Here is a 24,307-nt window from a genome sequence, read left to right on the forward strand (position 1 = left end):
AGAGGTTCTCCCATGATCATCAAACCGCGCGTGCGTGGCTTCATCTGCGTGACGACTCATCCGGTCGGCTGCGAAGCCAACGTCAAGGAACAGATCGATTACGTGACTTCGCACGGCCCGATCGCCAACGGCCCGAAAAAGGTGCTCGTGATCGGCGCGTCGACCGGCTACGGCCTCGCCGCCCGGATCTCGGCCGCCTTCGGCTCGGGCGCGGACACGCTCGGCGTGTTCTTCGAGCGCGCCGGCAGCGAAACGAAGCCCGGCACGGCCGGCTGGTACAACAGCGCCGCGTTCGAGAAATTCGCCGCCGAAAAGGGGCTGTATGCGCGCAGCATCAACGGCGACGCATTCTCCGACAAGGTCAAGCAGGTCACGATCGACACCATCAAGCAGGATCTGGGCAAGGTCGATCTCGTCGTCTACAGCCTCGCCGCGCCGCGCCGCACGCACCCGAAGACGGGCGAGACCATCAGCTCGACGCTCAAGCCGGTCGGCAAGGCCGTCACGTTCCGCGGCCTCGACACCGACAAGGAAGTGATCCGCGAAGTGTCGCTCGAGCCGGCGACGCAGGAAGAGATCGACGGCACCGTCGCGGTGATGGGCGGCGAGGACTGGCAGATGTGGATCGACGCGCTGGCCGACGCCGGCGTGCTGGCCGACGGCGCGAAGACCACCGCGTTCACGTATCTCGGCGAGCAGATCACGCACGACATCTACTGGAACGGCTCGATCGGCGAAGCGAAGAAGGATCTCGACAAGAAGGTGCTGTCGATCCGCGACAAGCTGGCCGCGCACGGCGGCGATGCGCGCGTGTCGGTGCTGAAGGCTGTCGTCACGCAGGCCAGCTCGGCGATCCCGATGATGCCGCTGTACCTGTCGCTGCTGTTCAAGGTGATGAAGGAAACCGGCACGCACGAAGGCTGCATCGAGCAGGTGTACGGGCTCCTGAAGGACAGCCTGTACGGCGCGACGCCGCACGTCGACGCAGAAGGCCGCCTGCGCGCGGACTACAAGGAGCTCGATCCGCAGGTGCAGGCGAAAGTCGTCGCGATGTGGGACAAGGTGACGAACGAGAACCTGTACGAGATGACCGACTTCGCGGGCTACAAGACCGAGTTCCTGCGCCTGTTCGGCTTCGAGATCGCCGGCGTCGACTACGACGCGGACGTGAACCCGGACGTGAAGATCCCGGGCATCATCGACACGACGGTCTGACGGGCCGATCCGCCGCCGCGCGCACGGCGCGGGCGGCGGGTTCGCCCCGCCGGCGGCGTCAACGCGGCGCCGGTTCTTCCAGATAGACGCCCGACGACAGCGTGGCCTTCACCTGCCGCGTGAATTCGTCGGTCGACACTTCCTCCGCCCCTGCCTCGACGGCGTCGTACGCCTGGCGCACGACGTCGGACGGCGTGGCCTTCGGCACGTCGAGGCCGGCAGTCAGATCGGTATCGATGAAGCCGGCATGCAGCCCGACGACCTGCGTGCGCTGCTCGCGCAGCGAATGGCGCAGCCCGTTGGTCAGCGCCCAGGCAGCCGATTTCGATACGCCGTAGCCCGACAGGATCGGCCGGTTCACCCAGCTCGCGACCGACAGGATGTTCAGGATCGCGCCGCCGCCGTGGGCCGCGAGCGTTCCCGCGAATGCGCGCGACATCGCCAGCATCCCGAACACGTTGGTCTCCAGGTGCGCGCGCAATGCATCGACCGCGCCGTCGTCGGTCAGGCTGCCGAGCCGCGCGATGCCGGCGTTGTTGATCAGCAGCGTGACGTCGCGCGCCGCCTCGGCCGCCGCGGCAACCGCCGCCGGATCGGTCACGTCGAGCTTCACGGGCACCACGCCCGGCAGCGTCACGCTCGCCGGATCGCGTGCGCCCGCATAGACCTTGCGCGCACCGCGCTCGAGCGCCTGCTTCGCGAACTCGAGGCCAAGCCCGCGGTTCGCGCCCGTGATGAAAACGACTGCACCTTCGATCTTCATGCCCCTTCCTTTCGGAGATTGAATCCCGTGCGCGCCGGTTCGCCACGCGCTCGGAATCCGGTGAAAAACCACGCTGCCATCGCGTACCGAACCGTTGCACCGCCGGCCGCCAGCCGGGCCGTCCCGCCGCCCGCGCGTCGCCGCGCCTGGACCCCGACCGACTTCGATCCACGCCGCGCCGGGTTGCTTCGCTTCGTCCGCGAAGTCGGCTACACTTGAATCTCAATGTCGATCACCATCGTCTTTGCGATGCATGGTGCCAGCGCGGGGTCGACACGTCAATGGCGATCGCCATTGTGTTTTTCAATCGACGCAATTGCCGGAAAGAGGGAGGGATCGATGGGCGTCTCGAGACAACAGGCAGCCGACAACCGCAACGCGATCGTCGCGGCCGCCGAGCGGCTGTTCCGGGTGCGCGGCGTCGATGCCGTCGGGCTGACGGAATTGATGAAGGAAGCCGGCTTCACACAGGGCGGCTTCTACAATCATTTCAAGTCGAAGGACGCGCTGGTCGCCGCCGTGGTGGACAAGGCCATGCAGGATCGCGCGGATTCGCCGAGCGCCGGCAGCGTCGCGAAACAGGTGACGGCGTACCTGTCGGGCGCGCATCGCGACAACGTCGAAGCCGGCTGCCCACTGTCGGGCTTCGCGGGCGATGCGCCGCGGCTGACCGACGCGGCGCGTGCCTGCTACACGCGCGGCGTCGCCGCGTATCTCGACCGGCTGGAACGCATGGTCGCCACGGAAGGCCCGGCCGCGGCCGACCCGCGCGGCGACGCGATCGCCGTCCTCAGCCAGATGGTCGGCGCGCTGGTGCTGTCACGGGCGGTTGCCGGCACCGATCCCGCATTCGCCAACGAGATTCTCGATGCGGCGCGCCGCGCGCTCGTGGAGCAGCCGGACGGCCCGGCCGGGCCGGCATAGCGGCGCGGCGCCGTTCGCGCGCGACCGCATCGCCATCGGTCGCTACCGGGCTGCCCGCGCGGCATCCCACAGCGGCTGCGCGCCGCGCGCCGCGTTCCACGCGGCAAACTGCGTGCGCCACGATTCGAACGGTTGCGCGAGCGGATGGCGCGGATCGTCGCTGAGCGAATACGCCATCCCTTCGATCAGCCAGCGCGGCTTCGTCACGACCGCGACGTTGCCGAGCACTTCGGCCTGGCGGTGATGGATCAGTTCATGCGCGAGAAAGTAGGTCTGCCAGCCGCGCGGGGCGACGATCACGCCGAAATCCCCGAGCGTCAGCGCCGCGCGCGAGCCGAGGCCGAACGCGTCGGCGCACGCGCGTGTCGAGCAGAACACGACGCGCGGTGAAGCCCGAAACGCGCCGACGGCCGCCGCCGCGCGCGCGTAGCCGTCGCGATAGAGCTGCCGCGCCTCGTCGAGCTTCGCGGCGTCGTCCGTGCAGATGTCGGCGCTCGGGCACGACACGCCGGGAACCAGCGCGGGCGCGACGACGCGCAGCGGCTTGACGAGCGCATACGCGGCAATCGGCAGCGCGACGAGGAAGCCCGCGAGGGCGAAAGCGAGATGGGAGCGTTTCATCGAGGCGGCGGTTTGACGGATGCCATTATGCGAGCTGCTTGTGGAAAAACGTCGTCGCGCACAGCGCGCCGTCGGGCATCAGCGCAAAGTTCGGCACGATGCCGACGCGCTGCCAGCCGGCCCGTTCGTACAGCCGCTCGGCGTCGCCACCCGTCACCGTGTCGAGCACGAGCACCGTCTTGCCGGCGTCGCGCGCGGCCGCGTCGGCCGCCGCCATCAGGCGCGCCGCGACGCCCTGCCGGCGCGCGTGCCGCGACACGAGCATCTTCGCGATGTCCGCGCGGTGCGGCTGGTTCTCGGGCTGCGCGGTCACGACCTGCACGGTGCCGACGATCCGGCCGGACGCATCCTCGGCGACGAGCAGGATGCGCTCGTCGTTCGCGACGCCTTCGGCCACGCGCGTCCAGAATGAGACGGCGGTCGGCCGCTCGATCGGCAACATGAAGCTGACGGATGCGCCGCCTTCGACGCAATCGATCAGCACGTCGGCCAGCGCGTCGACACAGGCCATCGCTTCGCTCGCGCCGACGCGGCGGACGGTAACAGGTTCGGTCATGCCATCTCCGGTAGTCAGGTGGGCCGCACGCGCGGGTTCGCGGCGGGCTCGGAACGAACGCCGGCCGGGCGTCGAAGCGCGCCACGACGGCAGGTTATCCGACAACGCGGCGCGCGATCGGCGCGTGTTACCGCCCCATCATCGTACGCGACGAAAATTGTCCCTGCAGCGGTGTCGACATCGCCTACACTTAGCCGAATGGATAACCTTCACCCCCGCATCAGCGCAGTGTTCCATGCGCTCGCCGATCCGACGCGCTGCGCGATCGTCAGCGCGCTCGGCCATGGCGAGCGGACCGTCTCCGCGCTGGCCGCGCCGTTCGACATGGCGCTGCCGTCGTTCATGAAGCATGTCGCCGTGCTCGAGCGCAGCGGCCTCGTGGAGACCCGGAAAACCGGCCGCTCGCGCACCTGCGCGCTGGTCGGCAGCCGGCTGACCGAGGCCGAGGCATGGCTCGCCGCGCAGCGCGCGCAGTGGGAAGCGCGATCCGATCGTCTCGTCGAATTCGTCGAACGCCGTCACCAGGAGGAGCAAGATGTCAGCCAGCCACGTCGAACCCGCTGAAGCCCACGACCTCGTCATCACCCGCACGTTGCGCGCGCCGCGCCACGCGCTGTGGCGCGCATGGACCGACCCCGAACTGCTGAAGGAATGGTGGTGCCCGAAGCCGTGGACCACCGAGGTACGCGCATTCGACCTGCGGCCAGGCGGCGCTTTCCATACGTTCATGCGCGGCCCCGACGGCGGCACGAGCGACAACCCCGGCTGTTTCCTCGACATCGTGCCGGAATCGCGCATCGCGTTCACGTCGATGCTCGCGGGCGGCTGGCGGCCGCAGACGCCGTGGCTGGGCTTCACGGCGATCGTCACGATGGCCGACGACGACGCGGGCAGCCGCTACGAGGCGCGCGTGATGCATCCCGACGCGGCGACGCGCGAGCGCCACGAAGCGCTCGGCTTTTTCGAGGGCTGGAACACCTGCATCACGCAACTCGACGCGTTCGCCGCCACCCTGCGCTGAACGCCGCTTCGCGTGCGGTCATTGCATGCCGCCGCGCCCGCGCCTAGCATTCCTGAAGGAAGCATGACGACACGCCGGGCGCCGGCGTGCACCGTCTCGCACGCTTCGCGGGAGGCGACATGTTGCACACGCACACGCATTCGACCCGGGTCAGCCGGCACCTGAACGCCCCGCGCGGGCGCGTCTATCGTGCGCTGCTCGACCCGCACGCGGTCGAGCAATGGAAAGTGCCCGACGGCATGACGTGCCGCGTGCACGCGTACGACACGCGCGAAGGCGGCGCGCTGCGCGTGTCGCTGAGCTACGACGCGCCGTCGGCCGGCGCCGGCAAGACCACCGCGCACACCGACACCTATCACGGCCGCTTCGTCACGCTCGTGCCCGACGAGCGGATCGTCGAGATCGATGTGTTCGAAACCGACGACCCGATGCTGCGCGGCGCGATGACGATCACGATCACGCTGTCCGACGAAGCGGGCGGCACGCGTGTGGACGCGGTGCACGACGGCGTACCGCCCGGCGTGCCGGCCGCCGACAACGAGACCGGCTGGCAGATGGCGCTGGCGCGGCTCGCGGCGCTGGTGGAAGCGGGTTGACGCTCCGCACGCGCGTCAGCTGAGCCGGTAAGCGTGCGTGACCGTGCCGCGGAACAGCGCGTCGCGCTCGTCCGCGCCGGCCTGCGCGGTCAGCCGCTTGAATGCGTTCCAGCCGTTCACGAACGAATACGAGCCCTTGTCGACCGGGAAATTGCTCTCGAACATGCAGCGCCCGGGGCCGAACGCGTCGATGCAGGTCATCATCCACGGCTTCCACGCGTCGGCGAGCTGCACCGACGACGGCGGCTTCGCGCCCTTCTGGAAATCGAACCCGTTGATGCGCATCCCGAGCCCACCGACCTTCACGTACACGTTCGGCAATTGCGCGAGCGTGCGCATCGACGCCGACCAGCGCGCGAACACCTCCGGCCGCTTGTCCGCATAGCTGCCGATCCGCACGACGCCACCGCAATGATTGACGATGATCCGCGTCTCCGGGTTCGCTTTCGCGAGATCGAACAATTCGGGCAACTGCGGGAAGAACAGCCACGCGTCGTACGACAGCCCGAGCGGCGCGAGCTGCGCGACGCCGGCCCGGTACGCGGGATCGAGCAGCAGCCCGCGCGGCACCGCCGACAGCGGATTCGCGAGTGTCGGATCGGCATCCCACGTGCTCAGGTGCCGCACGCCGCGAAACCGTCCGCGCCCGGCTTCGACATGCGCTTCCAGCACGTCGCGCACGCGTTCGCCGAGCCGCAGGTCCGCATGACCGACGATGCCTTTCGCGACGGCCACCGGGCCGTGCTGCAGCGGCTCGGTCACGCCGGCGACATAGGCCGTCTCGCCCACCGGCTTCAGTTCGGCCGGGCCCGAATCGCGATAACGCGTCTGCGCCTGCATGTAGACGGACGCCAGGATGTTGTGGCCCGAGCGCGCGTCCTGCAGATAGTCGTCGAGCATATAGATCCAGCCCGGCCGTTCGTAGAAGTGATGATGCGCATCGACGATCGGCAGGTCAGGCTCGAGTGCGGGTTCGAGCGCCGATGCGAGCCAGTCTGGACGAACCGCGAGATAGTTGCTTTGCGTCATGCGTGGAGCTCCGTCGTTGGCTGCCGTCTCGGCAAGCGCGGGCAGCGCGAACGATGCGGCGGCCGCGCCGATCAACCGGCGCCGTTTGATCGAAAAGGTCATGTCATTCGCTCCGGTCGAAAGCGACCAGCGACAGCGTGAGCAACGTCGTGATCGCCAGGACGATCGCAAGGCCGAGCATCCCGGCCGTGAAGGTGCCGAAGCTGTCCTTCAGGTAGCCGACGAGATAGGGGCCCGCGAAGCCGCCGAGCGCGCCGATCGAATTGATCAGCGCCAGCCCGCCGGCCGCGGCCTGGCCGGACAGGAAGCGCGACGGCAGCGTGTAGAAGATCGTGCGGCCGGCGATCGTGCCGATCAGCGCGAGCGTGATGCCGACGAGCGCCGGCCCGAGCGTCAGGAAATGCGTCGACACGCCGAGCGCCACCGCGCCGATGAACAAGCCGATCGCCAGGTTCGCGATCGGGCCGCCGCGGCGGTCCACCCGCTTCGCCCACCACAGCAGCGCGATCGTGGCGAACAAGTAAGGCACCGCGGAGAGCCAGCCGGTCTGCATCGTCGACATCCCGTGCGCCTTCAGCATTTGCGGCAACCAGATGCCAATGCCGTACGAGCCCATCGTGAAGCCGAACGAGATCAGCGCGAGCACGTACACGCGCACGTCGCGCAGCGCGACGCCGAAGCGCTTCTTGCGCCCGGCCGCCGCGCCTTCGCGCTCGAACGCGCGCTGCAGCGCGGCGCGCTCGTCGCCCGACAGCCACGCGGCATTCGCCGGCGAATCCGACAGCAGCTTCAGCACGAGGAAGCCGAGCGCGCACGCGGGCAGCCCTTCGACGATGAACATCCACTTCCAGCCGGCGAGCCCGAGCGTGCCATCGAGTTGCAGCAGCCACGTCGACAGCGGACCGCCGACCAGCGACGACAGCGGCGTCGACACGGTGAACCACGCGAGCACGCGCGTGCGGTAGCTCGCCGGAAACCACACGGCGAGGAAGAAGATCACGCCGGGAAAGAAACCGGCCTCGCCGACGCCGAGCAGCAGCCGGATCGCGTAGAAGCTGGTCGGCCCGGTCGCGAGCGCGGTCGCGGCCGCCATCAGCCCCCACGTGATCATGATGCGCGCGAGCCAACGGCGCGCACCGAAGCGGTACAGCGCGAGATTGCTCGGTACCTCGAACACGCAATAGCCGGCAAACATGATCCCCGCACCCCAGCCGAACTGCGTCGCCGTCAGCCCGAGATCGCGGTTCATCGTGAGCGCCGCGAAGCCGACGCTCGTGCGATCCAGATAGTTGAAGAAATACGCGAGCGCGAGCAGCGGGATGAAGCGCCACGCGGCCTTGCGCACGGCCCGTTGCTCGATCGACGCGTCGGCCTCGCGATCGGCGGCCAGCGCCGGGGAAGCGGATGTCATGGTTGTCTCCGTGGATGCGGCGATCCTCCCCGCGCGGCGCGCGGCCGGGACGCCTTTGTTCGTTCGATGAATCGCGACTGCGCTACGCGCTCGCCACTTCGTTCGCCGACGGCGCGCCGCCCTGCCCGTCGCCGTGCGCGGCGACGTCCGCGCCGTACCGCCCCGCGACGACGCCCGCATCGATCAGTGCGCGCGCGTCGTCCGGCGTGTAGCCCAGCTCGCCGAGCAGCGCGCACGTGTCCTGGCCGAGCGCGGGCGGCGCCGAGCGCAGCCGCAGGCGTTCGCCCGCGAGCGTCAGCGGCAGCAGCGCGGTGCGCGTGTCGACCGGCCGGCCGGCGCTGCTCGCGTCGGCCGGCAGCGTCACGGCTTCGAGGCCGCCCGTGGCGAGCAGATGCGGATCGTCGAACAGGTCCTGCGGCTTCGTGATCGGCGCGTATGGCAGGCCGGTCGATTCGAAGATCGCGCCGATCTCCGCGGCCGAGTACGGCGCAAGCCGCGAACGCAATTCCGGCAGCAGCCATTCGCGCGCCTGCACGCGCAGGTTGTTGGTCGCGAGCCGCGGATCGTCCTTCAGCGCGACCAGGCCGAACGCATCGCAGAACAGCGCCCACTGCGTGTCCGACACGACCGCCAGAAAAATCTGTTCGTCGTCCTTGACGGAGAACACGTCGTAGACGGCCCACGCGGAAATCCGGCTCGGCATCGGCGACGCGGCCTGCCCCGTCACCGCGAACTGCATCATGTGCTGCGCGACGAGGAACACGTTGTTCTCGAACAGCGAACTCTGCACCTGCTGGCCGCGGCCCGTGCGCTCGCGCTGCGCGAGCGCGGCCATCGCGCCGATCGCGCCGAACATGCCGCCCATGATGTCGTTGACGCTCGCGCCCGCACGCAGCGGCCGCCCTTCCGGCCCCGTCATGTATGCGAGGCCGCCCATCATCTGCACGACCTCGTCGAGCGCGGTGCGATGCTCGTACGGCCCCGGCAGGAAGCCCTTGTGCGACACGTACACGAGACGCGGATTCAGCGCGTCCAGCTGCGGATAACCGAGCCCGAGCCGGTCCATCGTGCCGCTCTTGAAGTTCTCGCTGAAGACGTCGGCCGTCGCGACGAGCCGCTGCACGATCTCCAGCCCGCGCGGATCCTTCACATCGACCGCGACGCTCTTCTTGTTGCGGTTGAACATCCCGAAGAAGCCCGCGCCGGAACCGCGCAGCGCGCGCGTGCTGTCGCCGGCGATCGGCTCGATCTTGATCACCTCCGCGCCGAGATCCGCGAGCAGCATCCCGCACGTCGGGCCCATCACCATGTGCGTCATCTCGATCACGCGCACGCCTGCGTACGGCAGCGTGGCGGCCGGTTGCCGGTCGTTCATCGTGCGACTCCCGCCACGCATCCTTCCGGCTGCGGGGCCGACGGCACGCAGCCATCCGCATAGCGGAAGCCCTTCGGCAACCCGGCGTCGGGCACATGGCCGTACAGCGCGTCGGACGGCAGCGCCGCATGCAGGATCGCGCGCGCGGCGAGCAGCGCGTCGACGTCGACGCCCGTGTCGTATCCCATCGCCTCCAGCAGGAACACGAGATCCTCGGTGACGATGTTGCCGGTGGCGCCCGGCGCATACGGGCAGCCGCCCAGGCCGCCCTGGCTCGCGTCGATCGTCGTCACGCCCGCGTCGAGCGCCGCGACGACGTTCGCGAGCCCCTGCCCGCGCGTGTTGTGGAAATGCGCGCCGCCGGCCTTCTCGCCGACCTCGCGCCGCAGCCGCGTGAACAGCCGGCGCACCTGCGCGGGATTCGCATAACCGCTGGTGTCGGACAGGCCGATCTCGTCGACTCCGCATTCGGCCATCGCGACGGCCATCGCGATCGTCTCGTCGTCGGAGACCGCGCCGGCAATCGTGCAACCGAACGCCACCGACACGCCCGCCTCGATCTGCACCGACGGAAACCGCGCGTCGCGCAGCGCGACGATCGCGCGCACCTCGTCGATCATCTGCGCGGGCGTCTTGCGGATGTTGGCCAGCGAATGCGCTTGCGTCACCGAGACCGGCAGCGTCAGCTTGTGCACGCCCGCGTCGAACGCGGCCCCGGCACCGCGCAGATTGGGCGCCAGCGCGGCGACGTGCAACCCGGGAATCGCGAGCGCGTGCGCGACGACTTCGCGCACGTCGGCCATCTGCGGCAACAGCGTGGCCGGCACGAACGATCCGACCTCGATCTCGCGCAGGCCGGCCGCGGCCAGCGCGGTGATCCAGCGCAGCTTGGCGGCCGTCGGCATCACGGTCTTGATGCTCTGCAACCCGTCGCGCGGGCCGACCTCGCTGACCAGCACCTTCGGATTTTCGGAAACCTTCATTCGAGACCTCATCGTTCTATCTGAAAGAACATAGTTCTGTTTGACAGAACTTTAAGCGTGCGTCGAAAGGGCGATAAGCGGGGTATACCCGTGAAAATGCGATTTTCTGGAACTTGTGTTCTGTCAGATAGAACGATATAGTCCGCCGACCACCCTTCGAAGGAAGCAGGCCGTGCCCAGGAATCCAGCAGATCACGCCGGCGACGCAGCCGATCCGGCGATGGAAGAATCGTCCAGCGGCGTCGCGGTGCTCGATCGCGCGTTCGCGATCCTCCGTGCGTTCGGCCAGACCGACGATCGGTTGTCGCTCGCCGAGTTGTCGCGCCGCACCGGGCTGTACAAAAGCACGATCCTGCGTCTGCTCGCCGCGCTCGAGCATGGCGGATTCATGCGCAAGCTCGACGACGGCCAGTACGCGATCGGGCACGAACCGTTGCGGCTCGCCGCGCTGTACCAGCGTTCGTTCCGCGTCGGCCCGGTGGTCGAGCCGCTTCTCGAGACGCTGAGCCGCGAACTCGGGGAAACGGCATCGTTCTACGTGCGCCAGGGTGACGTGCGTTCCGTGCTGTATCGCGTCGAGCCCGCGCGGGCGGTGCGCGTGTCGATCCGCGTCGGCGAGGAGTTTCCGGTCGGCCAGGGCGCATCCGGGAAGGTGCTGCTCGCCTTCACCGACACGCAGGACGCCCGCTGGAACGACGTGCGCGAACAGCTGTGGGCCGCGTCGTATGGCGAGCGCGACCCGGAAACGGCGTCGGCTTCCGTGCCCGTGTTCGGCGCGGCCGGCGAATGCGTCGGTGCGCTGACGGTATCGGGCCCGAAGTCTCGGCTCGCCGCCGCGCCGGCGATGACGGCGGCGCTCGCGATGCTGCTGCCGCTCGCACAGAAGGCGACCGTCGCACTCGGCGGCGCGGGCGCGCGCTACGACGCGGCGGCCGTACGCGACAGTCTCGCGCGGCTCGCGTCGTCGGCGGACGGCACCGCCCGGTCGTAGGGAGCCGGTTCACGCGGCACGCGATACGACAGCGCGAATGGCGGCCGCATGCGACACTGGCCGCCGATGCGCGCAGCGCGCCGTTCGCAGGCGACGCACCGCGCGTGCAACCGACCACCGGATCCGCCCGAGGAGACACCCGCGATGAACGCCGCGCGCACCGCCAGTTGGTATTTCGATTTCGTTTCGCCGTTCGCCTACCTGCAACAGGAACAGTTCGACCGGTTGCCGCCCACCGCCGCGTTCGAGCCGCGGCCGGTCGTGCTCGGCGCGCTGCTCACGCACTGGGGGCAGAAAGCGCCCGCGGAAATCGCGGCCAAGCGCGTGTTCACCTATCGGCATGCGCAATACCGCGCGGACAAGCTCGGCATTGCGTTCCGGATGCCGCCCGCGCATCCGTTCAATCCGATCAAGCCGCTGCGCCTCGCGATCGCGATGGGCGGCTCGCGCGACGCCATCCGGCGGATCTTCCGGCATATCTGGCGCGACGGCCAGGACGTATCGACGCCGGCAGGCTTCGCCGCGCTGTGCGAAGCGGTCGGCTTTCCGGAGGGCGTGACGGCCGTCGAGGCCCAGCCGGTCAAGGATGCGCTGCGCGCGAACACGGATCGCGCGATCGCCGAGAACGTGTTCGGCGTGCCGACCTTCGCGCTCGACGGCGACTTGTTCTGGGGCGAGGACGCGACGGACATGTTCGTCGACTGCGCGACGTCGCGCGCGTGGCTCGATTCGCCCGAAGTGCGCCGCATCAGCGCGCTGCCCGAAGGGATCCGGCGCGGCTGAGCGCGAGTCGCCGCCACGGCGCCGCCCGCTTCAGCCGTCGCGCCCTTCGACGAGCGCCGGCACAGCCTCGCGCATCATCGCGGCGAACCGCACGAGCCGCGACGGATAGAACTGCGCATGCGGATAAGTCAGGTAGACGGGCAGCGGCGCGGCCTGCCATTCGGGCGCGAGGTGCACGAGATCGCCGCGCGCGAGATCGTCGGCCAGCATCCACGACGATCCGACGCACGCGCCGACGCCCAGCAGCGCCGCGCTGCGCAACGCATACAGGTTCGCGGTCGTGATGCGCGGGCGGATCGCGATGCGCCGCGTGTCGCCGGTGACCGCATGCGTCAGCGCGAGGTCGGTGCGGTAGTACGTGCGCAACGCGAGCCACGGCAGCGCGGCGAGCGCGTCCGGATCGGCCGGCACGTCCGCGCCGTTCAGCACGGACGGCGCGGCGACCACGAAACGCGGCACCTTCGTCAGCCGGATCGCGACCACGCCCGGATCGGTCGGCTCGCCGACCTGGATCGCGCAATCGATGCCGCTGCCGACGAAATCGCGCACCTCGTCCTGCAGCAGCCACTCGACCGACACGCGCGGGTAGTCGCGCAGGAACTGCGCGAGCGGCGCAACGAAACGCTGCTGGCCGAACGCGTGCGGCACCGCGACGCGCAGCAGCCCGGCCGGCTCCTCCTGCGCGCCGCGCAAATCGGCCTCGAACGCCGCCCAGCTCGCCAGCAGCTCCTTCGCCTGCTTGAAGCACCGCTCGCCGTCGACGGTCAGCCGCATCGTATGGGTCGTGCGTTGCAGCAGCCGCATGCCAAGCGAATTTTCCAGTGCCTGCAGCCGCCGGCTGATGGTCGGCTGCGTCGTGTGCAGTTGCACGGCGGCCGCCGACAGGCTGCCGGCCTCGACTATGCGCACGAAGGTTTCCATCAGTTCGAAACGATAGCCGGCGCCGTCCACCGGCACCGCCTGAATCCGCCGAGACCCGCCCGCAGCGGGAGAGGGAGAAGATTTTTCGGTCATTCGTCGAGCGTATAACAAATCTGCGCGAGGCGGCACTACCGTCGCCGGCCGCGTACCGCCACACTCGCGTCCATCCCATTCTTCAACCGAGGATGTACGCGATGTCCACCCCGACCCCTCTCGATGTCGCGCCCCGCGCGGCGCACGCTGCGGCCCGTCCGGCCGCCCATTCGATGCCCGATCGCCGGCTCGTGCTGCTGCTCGCGGCCGCCGCCGGTCTCGGCGTCGCGCCGCTCTACTACGCGCAGCCGATGCTCGGCGCGCTGGCACCCGATCTCGGCGCGTCGGCGCGCGCGATCGGCTTCGTGCCGACGCTCACGCAGCTCGGCTATGCGCTCGGCATCCTGCTGCTCGCGCCGCTCGGCGACCGCTTCGACCGGCGTCGCGTGATCGTGACCAAGGCCTCTGCGCTGGTCGTCGCGCTGCTGCTGGCCGCCGTCGCGCCGTCGCTCGGGCTGCTGCTCGCGGCGAGCTTCGCGATCGGCCTCGCCGCGACGATGGCGCAGGACGTCGTGCCGGCCGCCGCGACGCTCGCGCACGACATGCATCGCGGCCGCATCGTCGGTACGGTGATGACAGGATTGCTGCTCGGCATCCTGCTGTCGCGCGTCGTGGCCGGGTTCGTCGCCGAGACGGCCGGCTGGCGCGCGATGTTCGCGCTCGCGGCCGCCAGCGTCGCCGCGATCGGCGCCGTGGCCGCACGCGGGCTGCCGCGCTTCGAGCCGACCACGCGGCTGCCGTATCGCGCGCTGATCGGCTCGCTCGGCGCGTTGTGGCGCGAGCATTCGGCACTGCGCCGCGCCGCCCTCGCGCAGGGGCTGCTGGCCGTCGGATTCAGCGCGTTCTGGTCGACCCTCGCGGTGATGCTGCACGGCGCGCCGTTCCACCTCGGCAGCGCGGCCGCCGGCGCCTTTGGCCTCGCGGGCGCCGCCGGCGCGCTGGCCGCGCCGATCGCCGGGCGCCTCGCCGACCATCACGGCCCCGAGCGCGTCACGCGGATCGGTATCGGCATCGCGACGGTGTCGTTCGCGTCGATGGCCGCCGCGCCGCTGATGTCGCCGCATGCGCAGCTCGTACTGCTCGCCGCCACGACGATCGGCTTCGATCTCGGCGTGCAGGCCACGCTGATCGCGCACCAGTCGATCGTCTACCGGATCGATCCCGCGTCGCGCAGCCGCCTCAATGCGGTGCTGTTCGTCGGCATGTTCATCGGGATGGCGGCCGGCGCGGCGATCGGCAGTGCGTTGCTCGCGCAACTGGGCTGGAACGCGGTGACCGCGCTGGCCGTCGCGACGTCGCTCGCCGCGCTCGTCGTGCGGGTGTGGCGCAACTGACGTCGGGCATCGCGCAACACCGGCGGGCAAGCCCACGCGGCTTGTCCGTTTTTTTTATTTTTTGATCGGCGCGCATGACGCTGCGCCGCCCGGCAGATTCGCGCCGCGACAGCACGGCAATCGTTCATCCGGCACAAGGTCGGCACCGGTCAGCCGAATTGCCCAGTTCACCCAAATATTTTTCCGACATCCGTGCCCGCGCGCACGCAAACATCGGACGATTTGTCCCTGCCGCACCGCTCGGCGCTTCCCCATCCGTCCCCACCACGCTGCCCCGTTTTATCAGGGGAATTCCGGTATTTTTTCGCATTTTCTTCGAAATAACGGGTGACATACTTGCCCCCCGTTGCGCTCCGTGCGAGTGCGCTTTCCGATCCAGCCGGCCGCCTGTCATGCGCTGCGCGTCCGCCCGGGTCGCACAGGACATGAACAATTTCGACACCACGATCCAGATCTTCCTCACCCACGTGACGTTCGGCCCGTTGATGAATCACGCGATCCGCGTCATTGCGGGCCTCTACACGTTCAAGGGCTTCGTGCTCATTCCCGTGCTGTGCTGGCTGTGGTTCCAACCCGGGCCGAACCGCGAGCGGCAACGCGAGCTGGTGGTCGCCACCGTCGCGAGCGGGCTCGTCGCGCTCGCCGTCGGCCGCGTGCTGGCGCAGGTGCTGCCGTTTCGCGTACGGCCGATCTACAACCCCGACCTGCACCTGCACTTCCCGTCGGCCGGACTGCGCGCGGCGACGCTGCAGACCTGGAGTTCGTTTCCGAGCGATCACGCGATGCTGTGGATGGCGATCGCGACCGGCATCTTCATCATCGCGCGCCGCGCCGGCATCGTCGCGCTGCTGTATTCGGTCGTATTTATCTGCCTGCCGCGCGCGTATCTCGGCTTTCACTATCCGACCGATCTGATCGCGGGCGCCTCGATCGGCATCGCGATCGCGTGGCTGCTGACGCGCGACGCGATCCGCTCGCGCTTCGCGCCGCAGGTGCTGGAAATGATTCGGCGCTTCCCCGCACCCGCCTATACGCTCGCGTTCCTGCTGTGCTTCGAGTTGATCACGCAGTTCGACGAACTGCTGACGCTCGCGCAGTCGGCCACGCGCACGATGTGACGGGCGCACGCGCGATGCTGCCGCTGCTGCTGTCGTTCCGTCGCCCCGGCGCGCGCTGCCGGCCATGCGCGGCCGCGGCACGGCGGGCGACGGTCGCGCCCGTCAATCGCGATCGGGCGCGCCGAGCGGAAAGAACGAGCGGTACGGCCGCGCCTCGTCGACCACGCGCGCAAACGACGGCCGCGCGAGCAGACGCTTGCGGTACGCGATCACGTTCGCGAACGCCGGATCGATCCGGTGCGTCCAGTCCGCATAGAACAGGAACGGCGCCGCGCCGCAATCGGCGAGGCTGAAACGGTCGCCGGCCGCCCATTCGCGATCGGCCATCGTCCTGTCGAGCCACGCATACGACGTGTCGAGCATCGCGCGCGCGTCGGCCACCCCGCGCGCATCGCGCTCGGCTTCCGGCCGCAGCGCATCGAACACGACCTTCTGCTGCGGCGTCGCCACGTAGTTGTCGAAGAAGCGGTCCATCGTCCGCACCTCGAGCGCGGCGCGCGGATCGTCGGGCAGCAGGCGCACGGGGCCCGGATGGTTCAGGCCGAGATACTCGATGATGATCGACGCCTCGATCACCGTGCGGCCCGCATCGACCAGCACCGGGAAGCGCTTCAGCGGCCACAGCCTGGTCAGTTCCTGCATCGGCTTCGGATCGTCGTGCGCGAGCACGCGATACTCGAACGGCGTGCCGTTCTCGTACAGCGCGGTCAGCACCTTCTGGCAGTAGGACGAAAACGGATGGGCGTAAAGCGTCGGCATCATCGTGGAGGCTCCCGGGGTTTCGCGCCGCGTCAGGCGGCGCCATATGATCGGATACCTTGACGACGCGCGGCGCCCGGCTGTTTCGACATCGTCCCGATATTTTTTTCGAGGAACCGCCTCGGTTGCTACGAGCGGCCGTCCATCACGACACGCCCCTCGGCGCGCCAGCGCAGCATCCCGCCGCCGAGATTCGCGACCGCGTCGAAGCCGGCCTTCTTCAGGATCACGGTGGCCTGCGCGGAACGCCCGCCGGCCCGGCACACGGTCACGACCGGCCGGTCGCGCGCGAGTTCGCCGGTGCGCGCGGCGAGTTCGCCGAGCGGAATCGGCGTCGCGCCGGGCAGATGGCCGAGCGGGCCCGCGAATTCGTCCGGTTCGCGCACGTCGACGACCTGCACGGTCGGCAGATGATCCTCGAGCCATTGCGGATCGATTTCCCAGAAGCCGGCGAACGTATAGACGAGCGGCGCCCAGTCGGCGGCCGCCTGCGCGTCGGGCGCGTTCGCGGCGACACCGCACTGCAGGTTCGCCGGCACCGCAACGTCGATCTGGCGCGGATGCGCAAGCCCGAGGTTGCGCATGTAGCCGGCGAAATCGTCTTCGCTGAGATCGCCGCCGAGGCGCGGGTTGAAGCGCCGCTCCTCGCCGACGCTCGTCACCGTGAGCCCGCGATAGTCGTGCGCCGGATACAACAGGCACGTGGCCGGCAGCGTGAAGAGCCGGCCGTGCACCGCGCGATACAGCGCGCGTGGGTCGCCCTGCTGGAAGTCGGTGCGGCCGGTGCCGCGGATCAGCAGGCAATCGCCGGTGAACGCCATCGATTCGTCGTCGAGCACGAGGCTGATGCAGCCGCTCGTGTGGCCGGGCGTCGCGCGCACCGTCAGGTAGCGCGCGCCGAACGCGCAGCGGTCGCCGTCGTTCAGGTAGCGGTCGGCACCTTGCGCGCCGCTCGCCGCCGAGATCGCGATCGCGCTGCCCGTGCGCTGCCTCAACAACCACGCGCCCGTCACGTGATCGGCATGCACGTGCGTGTCGACGGTCGCGACGAGCCGCAGCCCGAGTTCGTCGAGCAGCGCCGCGTCGCGGCGCACCTGCTCGAACACGGGATCGATCAGCAGCGCTTCGCGCGATGCGCGGTCGGCGAGCAGATACGTATACGTCGACGATTGCGGGTCGAAAAGTTGCCGGAAGATCATTGCTCTGTTGCTCCGTCGCGTGTTCTTCGGTGGGGTGTCGTCGGATCGGCGTGCTGCATATCGTCGTCGGGCACCGGCGTCGGCATGACCGCATCGCCGCCGCGCGAGCGGCATCGCGCCCATTCAGACAGCGTAGATCAAAATGCCCGCGCCGCCGCGCCGCGCATCCCCTACGGCAACCGATTCCATCGACGAATCTCGTACCGCGGGACGATTCGCCGCGCCGGAACGGCGGCCCACGCTGCCTTACACTACCGCCTGTTCTCGTCCCCGATCACAGGAATGCCCCCGACATGTCGATGACGATCGATCCGAAGCAAGCCGCCGCGCTGCTGGCCGTCGCCGACACCGGCAGCTTCGAGCAGGCAGCCGTGCGCCTGCACGTGACCGCGTCCGCCGTCACGCAGCGGGTCCGCGCGCTGGAAGCGAGCCTCGGCACGCCGCTCGTGCTGCGCACGCGGCCGTGCCGCCCGACGGTGGCCGGGCAGCGCGTGCTGCAGCACCTGCGCCGCGTCGCGCTGCTGCAGGCCGACCTGCAAAGCACGCTCGCGGCCGAGCGTGAGTCGCCGATCTCGGTCACGATCGCACTCAATTCCGACAGTCTCGGCACGTGGTTCCTGCCGGCACTGACGTCCGTGCTCGCCGGCGAGCGGATCCTGTTCGAGCTGATCGTCGAGGATCAGGATCACACGTTCGCGTTGCTCGAAAGCGGGATGGCGGTCGGCTGCGTGACGACCGAGCCGAAGCCGATGCGCGGCTGCATCGCGACGCCGCTCGGCACGATGCGCTACCGGCTGCTCGCGGCCGCCGCGTTCGCGGTGCGCTGGTTTCCGCGCGGGCTGAACCGCACGAGCGCGCGCCACGCGCCCGTCGTCGCGTATTCGCGGCGCGACACGCTGCAATCGTCATTCCTGAAGGAGAAGTTCGGGTTGCCCGAAGGCGCGTACCCATGCCACTACGTGCCGGGCACCCATTCGCACTTCGCGGCGGTGCGGCACGGGCTCGGCTACGCGATGGTGCCGGAGCCGCTGATCGGCGCCGCGCCGCTCGATGCGCAGGGGCTCGTCGATCTCGCGCCCGCGCATCCGACCGACGTCACGCTGTACTGGCACGCGTGGACCGTGCAGTCGCCGACGATGGCGTCGCTGTCCGCGCGGGTGGTCGAAGCGGCGCGCCGGCTGCTCGCGCCGTTGCCGTGACGCGCCGGCGGGCGCGAACTGGCGCGGGCGATCGACGCTGCGGGCGCGGTACGCACGACGACGAGAAAGTCGGCCACGCCGCCTATACTTCTCGCATCGGCCTCGCGAACGCGCCGCGCGGCCGATCATCCAGGTCCGGCCGTTCCCTTTCATGTGAGGAGAACATCATGTCCCGCCGCTATATCGATTGCCGCGAGTTTCCCAGCGCGATGCATTGCTCGGTCGCGATTTCCGCCGACTCCGACAACGAACTGCTGGAGGCCGCCGTTCAGCATGCGGTGTCGGTCCACCAGCACACCGACAGCGCCGAACTGCGCACGCAACTGAAATCGCTGTTTCACGACGGCACGCCGCCCGCCGACATGCCGCGGCAAGCTTGATCCGCCGTCACTGCAACGATCGACGGACCACGCGCCGGGTCACCCCTTCCTGTGTTGCGTCATGCCGCGCCGGCCCGTCGCCGGCCGGCGCGTTCCGCTTCATGCGCGACGCTGCGCGAAATACGCGCCGACCGCGCCGACGAAGGTATCGATGTCCGCGCGCGACACGTCGCAATGCGTGACGAAGCGCGACGCATACAGCATCTGCGTGAGGATCCCGCGTTCCTTCAGCCACGCCTCGAGCGGCGCGCAATCGGCTTCGGGGAATTGCGCGAACACCATGTTCGTCGCATGCGACAGCACCTTCACCGAATCGATGCGCGCGAGACCGGCCGCGAGATGCGCGGCATTCGCGTGATCGTCCGCGAGCCGCTCGACGTTGTGATCGAGCGCATACAGGCATGCCGCCGCCAGAATGCCCGACTGCCGCATCCCGCCGCCCAGCACCTTGCGCCAGCGCTGCGCGCGCTCGATCAGCGCACGGCTGCCGACCAGCACCGAGCCGACCGGCGCACCGAGCCCTTTCGAGAAGCAGATCGACACGGTGTCGAACGGCGCGCACAGCTCGGCGATCGGGCGATCCGATGCGACGGCCGCGTTGCAGACCCGCGCGCCGTCGAGGTGCGTGGATAGCCCGCGGCTGCGCGCGAGCGCGACCGCTTCGTGCACATAGCCTTCCGGCAATACCTGGCCGCCGATCGTGTTTTCGAGCGCGAGCAGGCGCGTGCGCGCAAAGTGATTGTCGAGCGGCTTGATCGCCGCGGCGATCTTCGCGAGCGGCAGCGTGCCGTCCGGCGCGTTCTCGATCGGTTGCGGCTGGATGCTGCCGAGCACGGCCGCGCCGCCGCCTTCGTACTTGTAGGTGTGCGCGAGCTGGCCGACGATGTACTCGTCGCCGCGCTCGCAGTGCGACATCAGCGCGGCGAGGTTGCTCTGCGTGCCGCTCGGGAAAAACAGGCCGGCCTCCTTGCCGGTCCGCTCGGCCGTCACCGCCTGCAGGCGCAGGACGGTCGGGTCGTCGCCCCACACGTCGTCGCCGGTTTCGGCGGCGGTCATGGCGGCCAGCATCGCCTGGCTCGGACGTGTCACGGTATCGCTGCGTAAATCGATCATCGCTGTGCCCTGGGTAAACGCGAGCCGGAACCGAGGCGCCCGGCCCTGCCGAAACGAGACTGAGAGTGTACGCAATTCGCGCGGCGCGTGCCGGCCGTCGCCGCGCACCGCGATGCCGCACGCGCGGCGTCGTTCCAATGACGCGACGCGCCATATTGACGCACGTGCGGCAGACCGCCACGCCGCGGCCGCAGGCGTCGCGAACGGCCTTCTTGATACGAATCAACGATTTATCCGGAAATCGCGCGCGACGGGCTGGACATCTGCGACGAGTTGGCGCATTTCGCGGTGCAACATCGCAGCCCATACTCCAGCCAACCCCGACGCCTGTCCGCCGGGGTCCGCCGGCACCCGCCGGCGGGTATCGTCAGCCTCGGTCATCTGGTATGGACACCGCACTCTCGGCCCTCGATCTGGCCCGCCTGCAATTCGCGTTCACCGTCTCCTTTCACATCGTCTTTCCGGCGCTGAGCATCGGCCTCGCCAGCTTCATCGCCGTGCTCGAATATCGCTGGCTCAAGACCGGCAAGCAGTACTACAAGACGCTCTGCCTGTTCTGGTCGAAGATCTTCGCGGTCGCGTTCGGGATGGGCGTCGTCTCCGGCGTCGTGATGAGCTATCAGTTCGGCACCAACTGGTCGGGCTTCTCGAGCTTCGCCGGCGCCGTCACCGGCCCGCTGCTGATGTACGAGGTCATGACCGCGTTCTTCCTCGAAGCCGGCTTCCTCGGCATCATGCTGTTCGGCTGGAACCGCGTGAGCCCGCGCGCACACTTCGGCGCGACGCTGATGGTCGCGATCGGCACGCTGATCTCGACGTTCTGGATTCTCGCGTCGAACAGCTGGATGCAGACGCCGCAGGGCTTCGAGATCGTCGACGGCCGCGTCGTGCCGACCGACTGGTTCGCGATCATCTTCAACCCGTCGTTCCCGTACCGCCTGTTCCACATGGCGATCGCCGCGTTCATCGTCGCCGCGCTGGTGGTGGCCGCGACCGGCGCGTGGCACCTGCTGAAGGGCCGCCGCGACAAGGGCGTGAAGAAGATGTTCTCGATGGCGCTGTGGCTGCTGCTCGTACTCGCACCGCTGCAGGCCGTGATCGGCGACCAGCACGGCATCAACACGCTGAAGCACCAGCCCGCGAAGATCGCCGCGATCGAAGGGCTGTGGGAAACCGAAAAGGGCGGCACCGCGCTGAACCTGTTCGGCATTCCGGACATGCAGGCGGAAACGACCCGCTACGCGGTGAAGGTGCCGCACCTCGGCAGCCTGATCCTCACGCACAGCTGGGACGGAGAGATCCGCGGGCTGAAGGACTTCCCGCCGCAAGACCGCCCGAATTCGACGGTCGTGTTCTGGAGCTTCCGGATCATGGTCGGCCTCGGCTTCGCGATGATCGGCCTCGCCGCGCTCGCGTGGCTGCTGCGCCGCCGCGGCCGCCTGTATGAATCGAAGTGGTTCCAGCGCTTCGCGCTCGTGATGGGCCCGACCGGTTTCGTGTCGCTGCTCGCGGGCTGGGTGACGACCGAGGCCGGCCGCCAGCCGTGGGTCGTGTATGGCGTGATGCGCACCGCGCAGGCCGTGTCGCCGCTGTCGGTGCAGCAGGTCAGCCTGTCGATGATGACGTTCGTGATCGTGTACTTCCTCGTGTTCGGCACCGGCGTGTACTACATGCTGAAGCTGATGAAGGCCGGCCCCGCGCTGCCCGACGTCAAGCACGACGATAAACCGGACACGCGCCCCGATCACACCGCGCGCCGCCCGATGTCGGCCGTCGACGAGCTGATCGAGACCGTCTGAGCCCACCCCATTCGCAAACGAGAAAACCTATGGACGTCACCGTAATCTGGGCCGCGATCATCGCATTGGGGCTCTTCATGTACGTCGTGCTCGACGGCTTCGACCTCGGCATCGGCATCGTCTTCCCGTTCTTCCCGGACGAAAAGGAACGCGACCTGATGATGAACACCGTCGCGCCCGTGTGGGACGGCAACGAGACGTGGCTCGTGCTCGGCGGCGCCGGGCTGTTCGCGGTGTTCCCGATCGTCTATTCGACCGTGCTGTCGGCGCTGTACCTGCCGCTGATCTTCATGCTGGTGTGCCTGATCTTCCGCGGCGTGTCGTTCGAGATCCGCGCGAAGGCGCGACGCACGAAGCAGCTGTGGGATCTCGCGTTCATCGGCGGCTCGGCCGGCGCGACGCTGTTCCAGGGCATCGCGCTCGGCGCGTTCCTGCAGGGCATCGACGTGAAGGACGGCGTGTACGCCGGCGGCGCGTTCGACTGGCTCACGCCGTTCAGCCTGCTGACGGGCCTCGGCCTGATCGTGACCTACGCACTGCTCGGCTGCTGCTGGCTCGTCGCGAAGACCGAAGGCGACCTGCAGCGCCGCCTGCATCGCGTCGTGTGGCCGCTGACCGTCGTGCTGCTCGGCTTCATCGCCGTGATCAGCCTGTGGACGCCCCTGCAGGATCCGGCCATCGCGCAGCGCTGGTTCGATTCGGGGCTGTTCTGGCGCCTGCTGCCGGTGCCGTTCCTGGTGGCCGCGTGCGCGGCGTGGATGCGTCGCGCGGTGCGCGACCGGCACGACATGACGCCGTTCGTGCTCGCCCTCGCGCTGGTGCTGCTCGGCTACGTCGGCCTGCTCGTCACGCTGTTCCCGTATGCGATTCCGCAGACGATGACGATCTGGGAAGCGGCGGCGCCGCGTTCGAGCCAGACCTTCACGCTGGTCGGCGCAGCGGTTATCCTCCCGATCATCATCGCCTACACGACGATGGGCTATTGGGTATTCCGAGGCAAGGTGCGTCATGAAGACCAGCATTACTACCACCACTGATTCCACCGCCGGCCAGCCCGGCGCGCCGCGGCCGCGGATGCGCGGCTGGATGTGGTTCGTCGTTCTGTGGGCGGGCGGCGTGATCGGCGCCGTCACGCTCGGCTATGCGTTCAAGATCTTCATGAACCTGACGCTGTTTGCGGTGAAGTAGGCGGAGCGGCCGCCCGGGCCGAACGATCGACCGGGCGGCCGTTTTGTCGTGGATGGCCGATTCCGGCAGGCTCGCAACGACGAATCCCGCCAGTCGGCCGGTGACGCGAGCCGCTCCCCTCCTACCCCCGCCCGCGCAACGCCGCCTCGATCTTGCGATCGGTCTTGTACTGGCTCAACGCATACACCGACCAGATCGCGGCCGGCAGCCACCCGATGATCGTGATTTGCAGGAGCAGACAGATGATCCCGGCGATCGGGCGGCCGATCGTGAAGAACTGGAACCACGGCAACAGCAGGGCAAGCAGCAGGCGCATGAACGATCCTCTCGGCGCGTCGTTGAACGGGAATGCGTGACGAATATGCCGGTGCATGCGCCGGAATTCAAGCCACGCACCGGGCATCGCGGCACGGTCGTCTACCCGGCGCCGCGTTCCTCTTCCGACGCGCCCACGCGATGCCCCGGACACACCGCCGCCCCCGGCGCTGAACGCCCGATACCGAGCCCCGGCAGCAGGCGCGCGTTCTCGGCGACGACCGCCTGCAGCAGGTGCGGGTCTGCGTCGAGCAGCGCGAGGATCGTCGGCGCGACCTCCTTCGTGCCGACGAGATCGTTTACCGTGCGCCGGCCCGTGCGGCCGGATTTTTTTTCGGGTTGGCCCGCGACTATTGGCGTGGCATAAAGGGTTTTCCCTGACCCGGAGCACGAGTATGTCGACCCTGGAAGCCCTCCGGTTCGTGCTGGACGATGCACGTACCCCCGAAATCATTCGCCATCACGTCGTCGACGCGCTGCAGTACGCGTTGCGCAACCACGGACCGGTGTTCACCACGAAGGAAGTCGAATGGCTGACGCAGTGGGACGACGCGCGTCTGCCGCTGGCCGCGAGGAAGGAGCTGGACAAGCGCGAACCGGCCGTCGCCAGCCGCTGAAAAA

The 24,307-nt window shown here is 68.9% G+C and carries 27 protein-coding genes; 15 read left to right on the forward strand and 12 right to left on the reverse strand.

Annotated elements, in window-relative coordinates; translation table 11 throughout:
• The first annotated feature begins 12 nt into the window (after window positions 1-12).
• The gene (gene fabV / locus CFB49_RS27585; RefSeq protein ID WP_089437238.1) at window positions 13-1,215 is read left to right on the forward strand and encodes an enoyl-ACP reductase FabV; all 1,203 of its coding nucleotides are present in this window, start codon (window positions 13-15) and stop codon (window positions 1,213-1,215) included.
• A 58-nt stretch (window positions 1,216-1,273) separates the two neighbouring features.
• Here the strand turns inward: fabV and CFB49_RS27590 are convergent, their stop codons facing one another.
• Window positions 1,274-1,978: an SDR family oxidoreductase gene (locus tag CFB49_RS27590; RefSeq protein WP_069621612.1), complete on the reverse strand. Its 705-nt coding sequence runs from the start codon at window positions 1,976-1,978 to the stop codon at window positions 1,274-1,276.
• A gap of 339 nt (window positions 1,979-2,317) precedes the next feature.
• Between CFB49_RS27590 and CFB49_RS27595 the strand changes: the two genes are divergently transcribed.
• Complete coding sequence (locus tag CFB49_RS27595; protein ID WP_089492917.1) at window positions 2,318-2,902, forward strand: TetR/AcrR family transcriptional regulator; 585 nt, start codon at window positions 2,318-2,320, stop codon at window positions 2,900-2,902.
• Between the two features lie 42 nt (window positions 2,903-2,944).
• Here CFB49_RS27595 and CFB49_RS27600 read toward each other — a convergent pair whose 3' ends face one another.
• Together CFB49_RS27600 and CFB49_RS27605 are read right to left on the reverse strand one after the other, a co-directional pair.
• Entirely contained in the window at window positions 2,945-3,523 is a 579-nt protein-coding gene (locus CFB49_RS27600; protein ID WP_089437239.1) for a hypothetical protein, read from the reverse strand.
• 25 nt (window positions 3,524-3,548) lie between these two features.
• Complete coding sequence (locus tag CFB49_RS27605) at window positions 3,549-4,079, reverse strand: GNAT family N-acetyltransferase (protein WP_089437240.1); 531 nt, start codon at window positions 4,077-4,079, stop codon at window positions 3,549-3,551.
• 198 nt (window positions 4,080-4,277) lie between these two features.
• On the opposite strand from CFB49_RS27605, the gene CFB49_RS27610 reads away from it, so the two are divergent.
• The 3 genes from CFB49_RS27610 (at window position 4,278) to CFB49_RS27620 (ending at window position 5,696) form a co-directional block, all read left to right on the forward strand.
• Window positions 4,278-4,643: an ArsR/SmtB family transcription factor gene (locus CFB49_RS27610; protein ID WP_069621615.1), complete on the forward strand. Its 366-nt coding sequence runs from the start codon at window positions 4,278-4,280 to the stop codon at window positions 4,641-4,643.
• Window positions 4,615-5,100, forward strand: a complete 486-nt coding sequence (locus CFB49_RS27615) for an SRPBCC family protein (RefSeq protein WP_089437242.1) — start codon at window positions 4,615-4,617, stop codon at window positions 5,098-5,100. Before CFB49_RS27610 ends, CFB49_RS27615 begins: the two co-directional genes overlap by 29 nt.
• Window positions 5,101-5,219: 119 nt before the next feature.
• Window positions 5,220-5,696, forward strand: coding sequence for an SRPBCC family protein (locus CFB49_RS27620; RefSeq protein ID WP_069621743.1), 477 nt, complete (start codon window positions 5,220-5,222; stop codon window positions 5,694-5,696).
• A 15-nt stretch (window positions 5,697-5,711) separates the two neighbouring features.
• Here CFB49_RS27620 and CFB49_RS27625 read toward each other — a convergent pair whose 3' ends face one another.
• The 4 genes from CFB49_RS27625 to CFB49_RS27640 form a co-directional block, all read right to left on the reverse strand.
• On the reverse strand, window positions 5,712-6,827 hold the full coding sequence (locus CFB49_RS27625) for an amidohydrolase family protein (RefSeq protein WP_089492918.1): 1,116 nt from the start codon (window positions 6,825-6,827) through the stop codon (window positions 5,712-5,714).
• A 1-nt stretch (window position 6,828) separates the two neighbouring features.
• Entirely contained in the window at window positions 6,829-8,136 is a 1,308-nt protein-coding gene (locus CFB49_RS27630) for an MFS transporter (RefSeq protein ID WP_089492919.1), read from the reverse strand.
• Window positions 8,137-8,218: 82 nt separating this feature from the next.
• Window positions 8,219-9,511, reverse strand: a complete 1,293-nt coding sequence (locus CFB49_RS27635) for a CaiB/BaiF CoA transferase family protein (protein WP_089492920.1) — start codon at window positions 9,509-9,511, stop codon at window positions 8,219-8,221.
• On the reverse strand, window positions 9,508-10,494 hold the full coding sequence (locus CFB49_RS27640; protein ID WP_089492921.1) for a hydroxymethylglutaryl-CoA lyase: 987 nt from the start codon (window positions 10,492-10,494) through the stop codon (window positions 9,508-9,510). The genes CFB49_RS27635 and CFB49_RS27640 overlap by 4 nt, the downstream gene beginning before the upstream one ends.
• 172 nt (window positions 10,495-10,666) lie before the next feature.
• Between CFB49_RS27640 and CFB49_RS27645 the strand changes: the two genes are divergently transcribed.
• On the forward strand, window positions 10,667-11,485 hold the full coding sequence (locus CFB49_RS27645) for an IclR family transcriptional regulator (protein WP_089492922.1): 819 nt from the start codon (window positions 10,667-10,669) through the stop codon (window positions 11,483-11,485).
• A 144-nt stretch (window positions 11,486-11,629) separates the two neighbouring features.
• Window positions 11,630-12,268, forward strand: a complete 639-nt coding sequence (locus CFB49_RS27650; protein ID WP_089437248.1) for a 2-hydroxychromene-2-carboxylate isomerase — start codon at window positions 11,630-11,632, stop codon at window positions 12,266-12,268.
• 30 nt (window positions 12,269-12,298) lie between these two features.
• On the opposite strand, the gene CFB49_RS27655 is transcribed toward CFB49_RS27650, so the two are convergent.
• Window positions 12,299-13,282 (reverse strand): LysR family transcriptional regulator, encoded by a 984-nt coding sequence (locus CFB49_RS27655; protein ID WP_084044526.1) that lies wholly within the window; start codon window positions 13,280-13,282, stop codon window positions 12,299-12,301.
• 101 nt (window positions 13,283-13,383) lie between these two features.
• Between CFB49_RS27655 and CFB49_RS27660 the strand changes: the two genes are divergently transcribed.
• Complete coding sequence (locus CFB49_RS27660) at window positions 13,384-14,616, forward strand: MFS transporter (protein ID WP_089493136.1); 1,233 nt, start codon at window positions 13,384-13,386, stop codon at window positions 14,614-14,616.
• A gap of 425 nt (window positions 14,617-15,041) precedes the next feature.
• On the forward strand, window positions 15,042-15,734 hold the full coding sequence (locus CFB49_RS27665; RefSeq protein WP_089493137.1) for a phosphatase PAP2 family protein: 693 nt from the start codon (window positions 15,042-15,044) through the stop codon (window positions 15,732-15,734).
• A gap of 102 nt (window positions 15,735-15,836) precedes the next feature.
• On the opposite strand, the gene CFB49_RS27670 is transcribed toward CFB49_RS27665, so the two are convergent.
• Both CFB49_RS27670 and CFB49_RS27675 read right to left on the reverse strand, forming a co-directional pair.
• On the reverse strand, window positions 15,837-16,496 hold the full coding sequence (locus tag CFB49_RS27670) for a glutathione S-transferase family protein (RefSeq protein WP_089492923.1): 660 nt from the start codon (window positions 16,494-16,496) through the stop codon (window positions 15,837-15,839).
• 125 nt (window positions 16,497-16,621) lie between these two features.
• On the reverse strand, window positions 16,622-17,692 hold the full coding sequence (locus CFB49_RS27675; RefSeq protein ID WP_089492924.1) for a rhodanese-like domain-containing protein: 1,071 nt from the start codon (window positions 17,690-17,692) through the stop codon (window positions 16,622-16,624).
• Window positions 17,693-17,985: 293 nt separating this feature from the next.
• Here CFB49_RS27675 and CFB49_RS27680 point away from each other — a divergent pair, with 293 nt between their 5' ends.
• The gene (locus tag CFB49_RS27680; protein ID WP_069621627.1) at window positions 17,986-18,891 is read left to right on the forward strand and encodes an HTH-type transcriptional regulator ArgP; all 906 of its coding nucleotides are present in this window, start codon (window positions 17,986-17,988) and stop codon (window positions 18,889-18,891) included.
• A 167-nt stretch (window positions 18,892-19,058) separates the two neighbouring features.
• Window positions 19,059-19,271 (forward strand): DUF1059 domain-containing protein, encoded by a 213-nt coding sequence (locus CFB49_RS27685; RefSeq protein ID WP_069621628.1) that lies wholly within the window; start codon window positions 19,059-19,061, stop codon window positions 19,269-19,271.
• A gap of 99 nt (window positions 19,272-19,370) precedes the next feature.
• Here CFB49_RS27685 and ltaE read toward each other — a convergent pair whose 3' ends face one another.
• Complete coding sequence (gene ltaE / locus CFB49_RS27690) at window positions 19,371-20,384, reverse strand: low-specificity L-threonine aldolase (RefSeq protein ID WP_069621629.1); 1,014 nt, start codon at window positions 20,382-20,384, stop codon at window positions 19,371-19,373.
• A 386-nt stretch (window positions 20,385-20,770) separates the two neighbouring features.
• Between ltaE and CFB49_RS27695 the strand changes: the two genes are divergently transcribed.
• The 3 genes from CFB49_RS27695 to CFB49_RS27705 are packed head-to-tail and all read left to right on the forward strand — an operon-like array spanning window position 20,771 to window position 23,371.
• Entirely contained in the window at window positions 20,771-22,183 is a 1,413-nt protein-coding gene (locus CFB49_RS27695) for a cytochrome ubiquinol oxidase subunit I (RefSeq protein ID WP_012339265.1), read from the forward strand.
• Between the two features lie 29 nt (window positions 22,184-22,212).
• A complete protein-coding gene (cydB, locus tag CFB49_RS27700; RefSeq protein ID WP_069621630.1) occupies window positions 22,213-23,220 on the forward strand; it encodes a cytochrome d ubiquinol oxidase subunit II in 1,008 nt (335 codons plus the stop codon).
• Window positions 23,192-23,371, forward strand: a complete 180-nt coding sequence (locus tag CFB49_RS27705; RefSeq protein ID WP_050012191.1) for a hypothetical protein — start codon at window positions 23,192-23,194, stop codon at window positions 23,369-23,371. The genes cydB and CFB49_RS27705 overlap by 29 nt, the downstream gene beginning before the upstream one ends.
• A 121-nt stretch (window positions 23,372-23,492) precedes the next feature.
• Here CFB49_RS27705 and CFB49_RS27710 read toward each other — a convergent pair whose 3' ends face one another.
• On the reverse strand, window positions 23,493-23,687 hold the full coding sequence (locus CFB49_RS27710) for a YqaE/Pmp3 family membrane protein (RefSeq protein ID WP_069621745.1): 195 nt from the start codon (window positions 23,685-23,687) through the stop codon (window positions 23,493-23,495).
• A 394-nt stretch (window positions 23,688-24,081) separates the two neighbouring features.
• Between CFB49_RS27710 and CFB49_RS27715 the strand changes: the two genes are divergently transcribed.
• Complete coding sequence (locus tag CFB49_RS27715; RefSeq protein WP_050012198.1) at window positions 24,082-24,303, forward strand: hypothetical protein; 222 nt, start codon at window positions 24,082-24,084, stop codon at window positions 24,301-24,303.
• Window positions 24,304-24,307 lie beyond the last annotated feature (4 nt).

Origin of the sequence: Burkholderia sp. AU17457, assembly GCF_002223255.1 — a bacterium.
GTDB lineage: Bacteria > Pseudomonadota > Gammaproteobacteria > Burkholderiales > Burkholderiaceae > Burkholderia > Burkholderia sola.

Bases quoted from the DNA above. Each gene is read 5' to 3' on its own strand.
- fabV (WP_089437238.1), top strand. From the start codon at position 13: ATGATCATCAAACCGCGCGTGCGTGGCTTCATCTGCGTGACGACTCAT.
- CFB49_RS27590 (WP_069621612.1), bottom strand. From the start codon at position 1,978: ATGAAGATCGAAGGTGCAGTCGTTTTCATCACGGGCGCGAACCGCGGG.
- CFB49_RS27595 (WP_089492917.1), top strand. From the start codon at position 2,318: ATGGGCGTCTCGAGACAACAGGCAGCCGACAACCGCAACGCGATCGTC.
- CFB49_RS27600 (WP_089437239.1), bottom strand. From the start codon at position 3,523: ATGAAACGCTCCCATCTCGCTTTCGCCCTCGCGGGCTTCCTCGTCGCG.
- CFB49_RS27605 (WP_089437240.1), bottom strand. From the start codon at position 4,079: ATGACCGAACCTGTTACCGTCCGCCGCGTCGGCGCGAGCGAAGCGATG.
- CFB49_RS27610 (WP_069621615.1), top strand. From the start codon at position 4,278: ATGGATAACCTTCACCCCCGCATCAGCGCAGTGTTCCATGCGCTCGCC.
- CFB49_RS27615 (WP_089437242.1), top strand. From the start codon at position 4,615: ATGTCAGCCAGCCACGTCGAACCCGCTGAAGCCCACGACCTCGTCATC.
- CFB49_RS27620 (WP_069621743.1), top strand. From the start codon at position 5,220: ATGTTGCACACGCACACGCATTCGACCCGGGTCAGCCGGCACCTGAAC.
- CFB49_RS27625 (WP_089492918.1), bottom strand. From the start codon at position 6,827: ATGACCTTTTCGATCAAACGGCGCCGGTTGATCGGCGCGGCCGCCGCA.
- CFB49_RS27630 (WP_089492919.1), bottom strand. From the start codon at position 8,136: ATGACATCCGCTTCCCCGGCGCTGGCCGCCGATCGCGAGGCCGACGCG.
- CFB49_RS27635 (WP_089492920.1), bottom strand. From the start codon at position 9,511: ATGAACGACCGGCAACCGGCCGCCACGCTGCCGTACGCAGGCGTGCGC.
- CFB49_RS27640 (WP_089492921.1), bottom strand. From the start codon at position 10,494: ATGAAGGTTTCCGAAAATCCGAAGGTGCTGGTCAGCGAGGTCGGCCCG.
- CFB49_RS27650 (WP_089437248.1), top strand. From the start codon at position 11,630: ATGAACGCCGCGCGCACCGCCAGTTGGTATTTCGATTTCGTTTCGCCG.
- CFB49_RS27655 (WP_084044526.1), bottom strand. From the start codon at position 13,282: ATGACCGAAAAATCTTCTCCCTCTCCCGCTGCGGGCGGGTCTCGGCGG.
- CFB49_RS27660 (WP_089493136.1), top strand. From the start codon at position 13,384: ATGTCCACCCCGACCCCTCTCGATGTCGCGCCCCGCGCGGCGCACGCT.
- CFB49_RS27665 (WP_089493137.1), top strand. From the start codon at position 15,042: ATGAACAATTTCGACACCACGATCCAGATCTTCCTCACCCACGTGACG.
- CFB49_RS27670 (WP_089492923.1), bottom strand. From the start codon at position 16,496: ATGATGCCGACGCTTTACGCCCATCCGTTTTCGTCCTACTGCCAGAAG.
- CFB49_RS27675 (WP_089492924.1), bottom strand. From the start codon at position 17,692: ATGATCTTCCGGCAACTTTTCGACCCGCAATCGTCGACGTATACGTAT.
- CFB49_RS27680 (WP_069621627.1), top strand. From the start codon at position 17,986: ATGTCGATGACGATCGATCCGAAGCAAGCCGCCGCGCTGCTGGCCGTC.
- CFB49_RS27685 (WP_069621628.1), top strand. From the start codon at position 19,059: ATGTCCCGCCGCTATATCGATTGCCGCGAGTTTCCCAGCGCGATGCAT.
- ltaE (WP_069621629.1), bottom strand. From the start codon at position 20,384: ATGATCGATTTACGCAGCGATACCGTGACACGTCCGAGCCAGGCGATG.
- CFB49_RS27695 (WP_012339265.1), top strand. From the start codon at position 20,771: ATGGACACCGCACTCTCGGCCCTCGATCTGGCCCGCCTGCAATTCGCG.
- cydB (WP_069621630.1), top strand. From the start codon at position 22,213: ATGGACGTCACCGTAATCTGGGCCGCGATCATCGCATTGGGGCTCTTC.
- CFB49_RS27705 (WP_050012191.1), top strand. From the start codon at position 23,192: ATGAAGACCAGCATTACTACCACCACTGATTCCACCGCCGGCCAGCCC.
- CFB49_RS27710 (WP_069621745.1), bottom strand. From the start codon at position 23,687: ATGCGCCTGCTGCTTGCCCTGCTGTTGCCGTGGTTCCAGTTCTTCACG.
- CFB49_RS27715 (WP_050012198.1), top strand. From the start codon at position 24,082: ATGTCGACCCTGGAAGCCCTCCGGTTCGTGCTGGACGATGCACGTACC.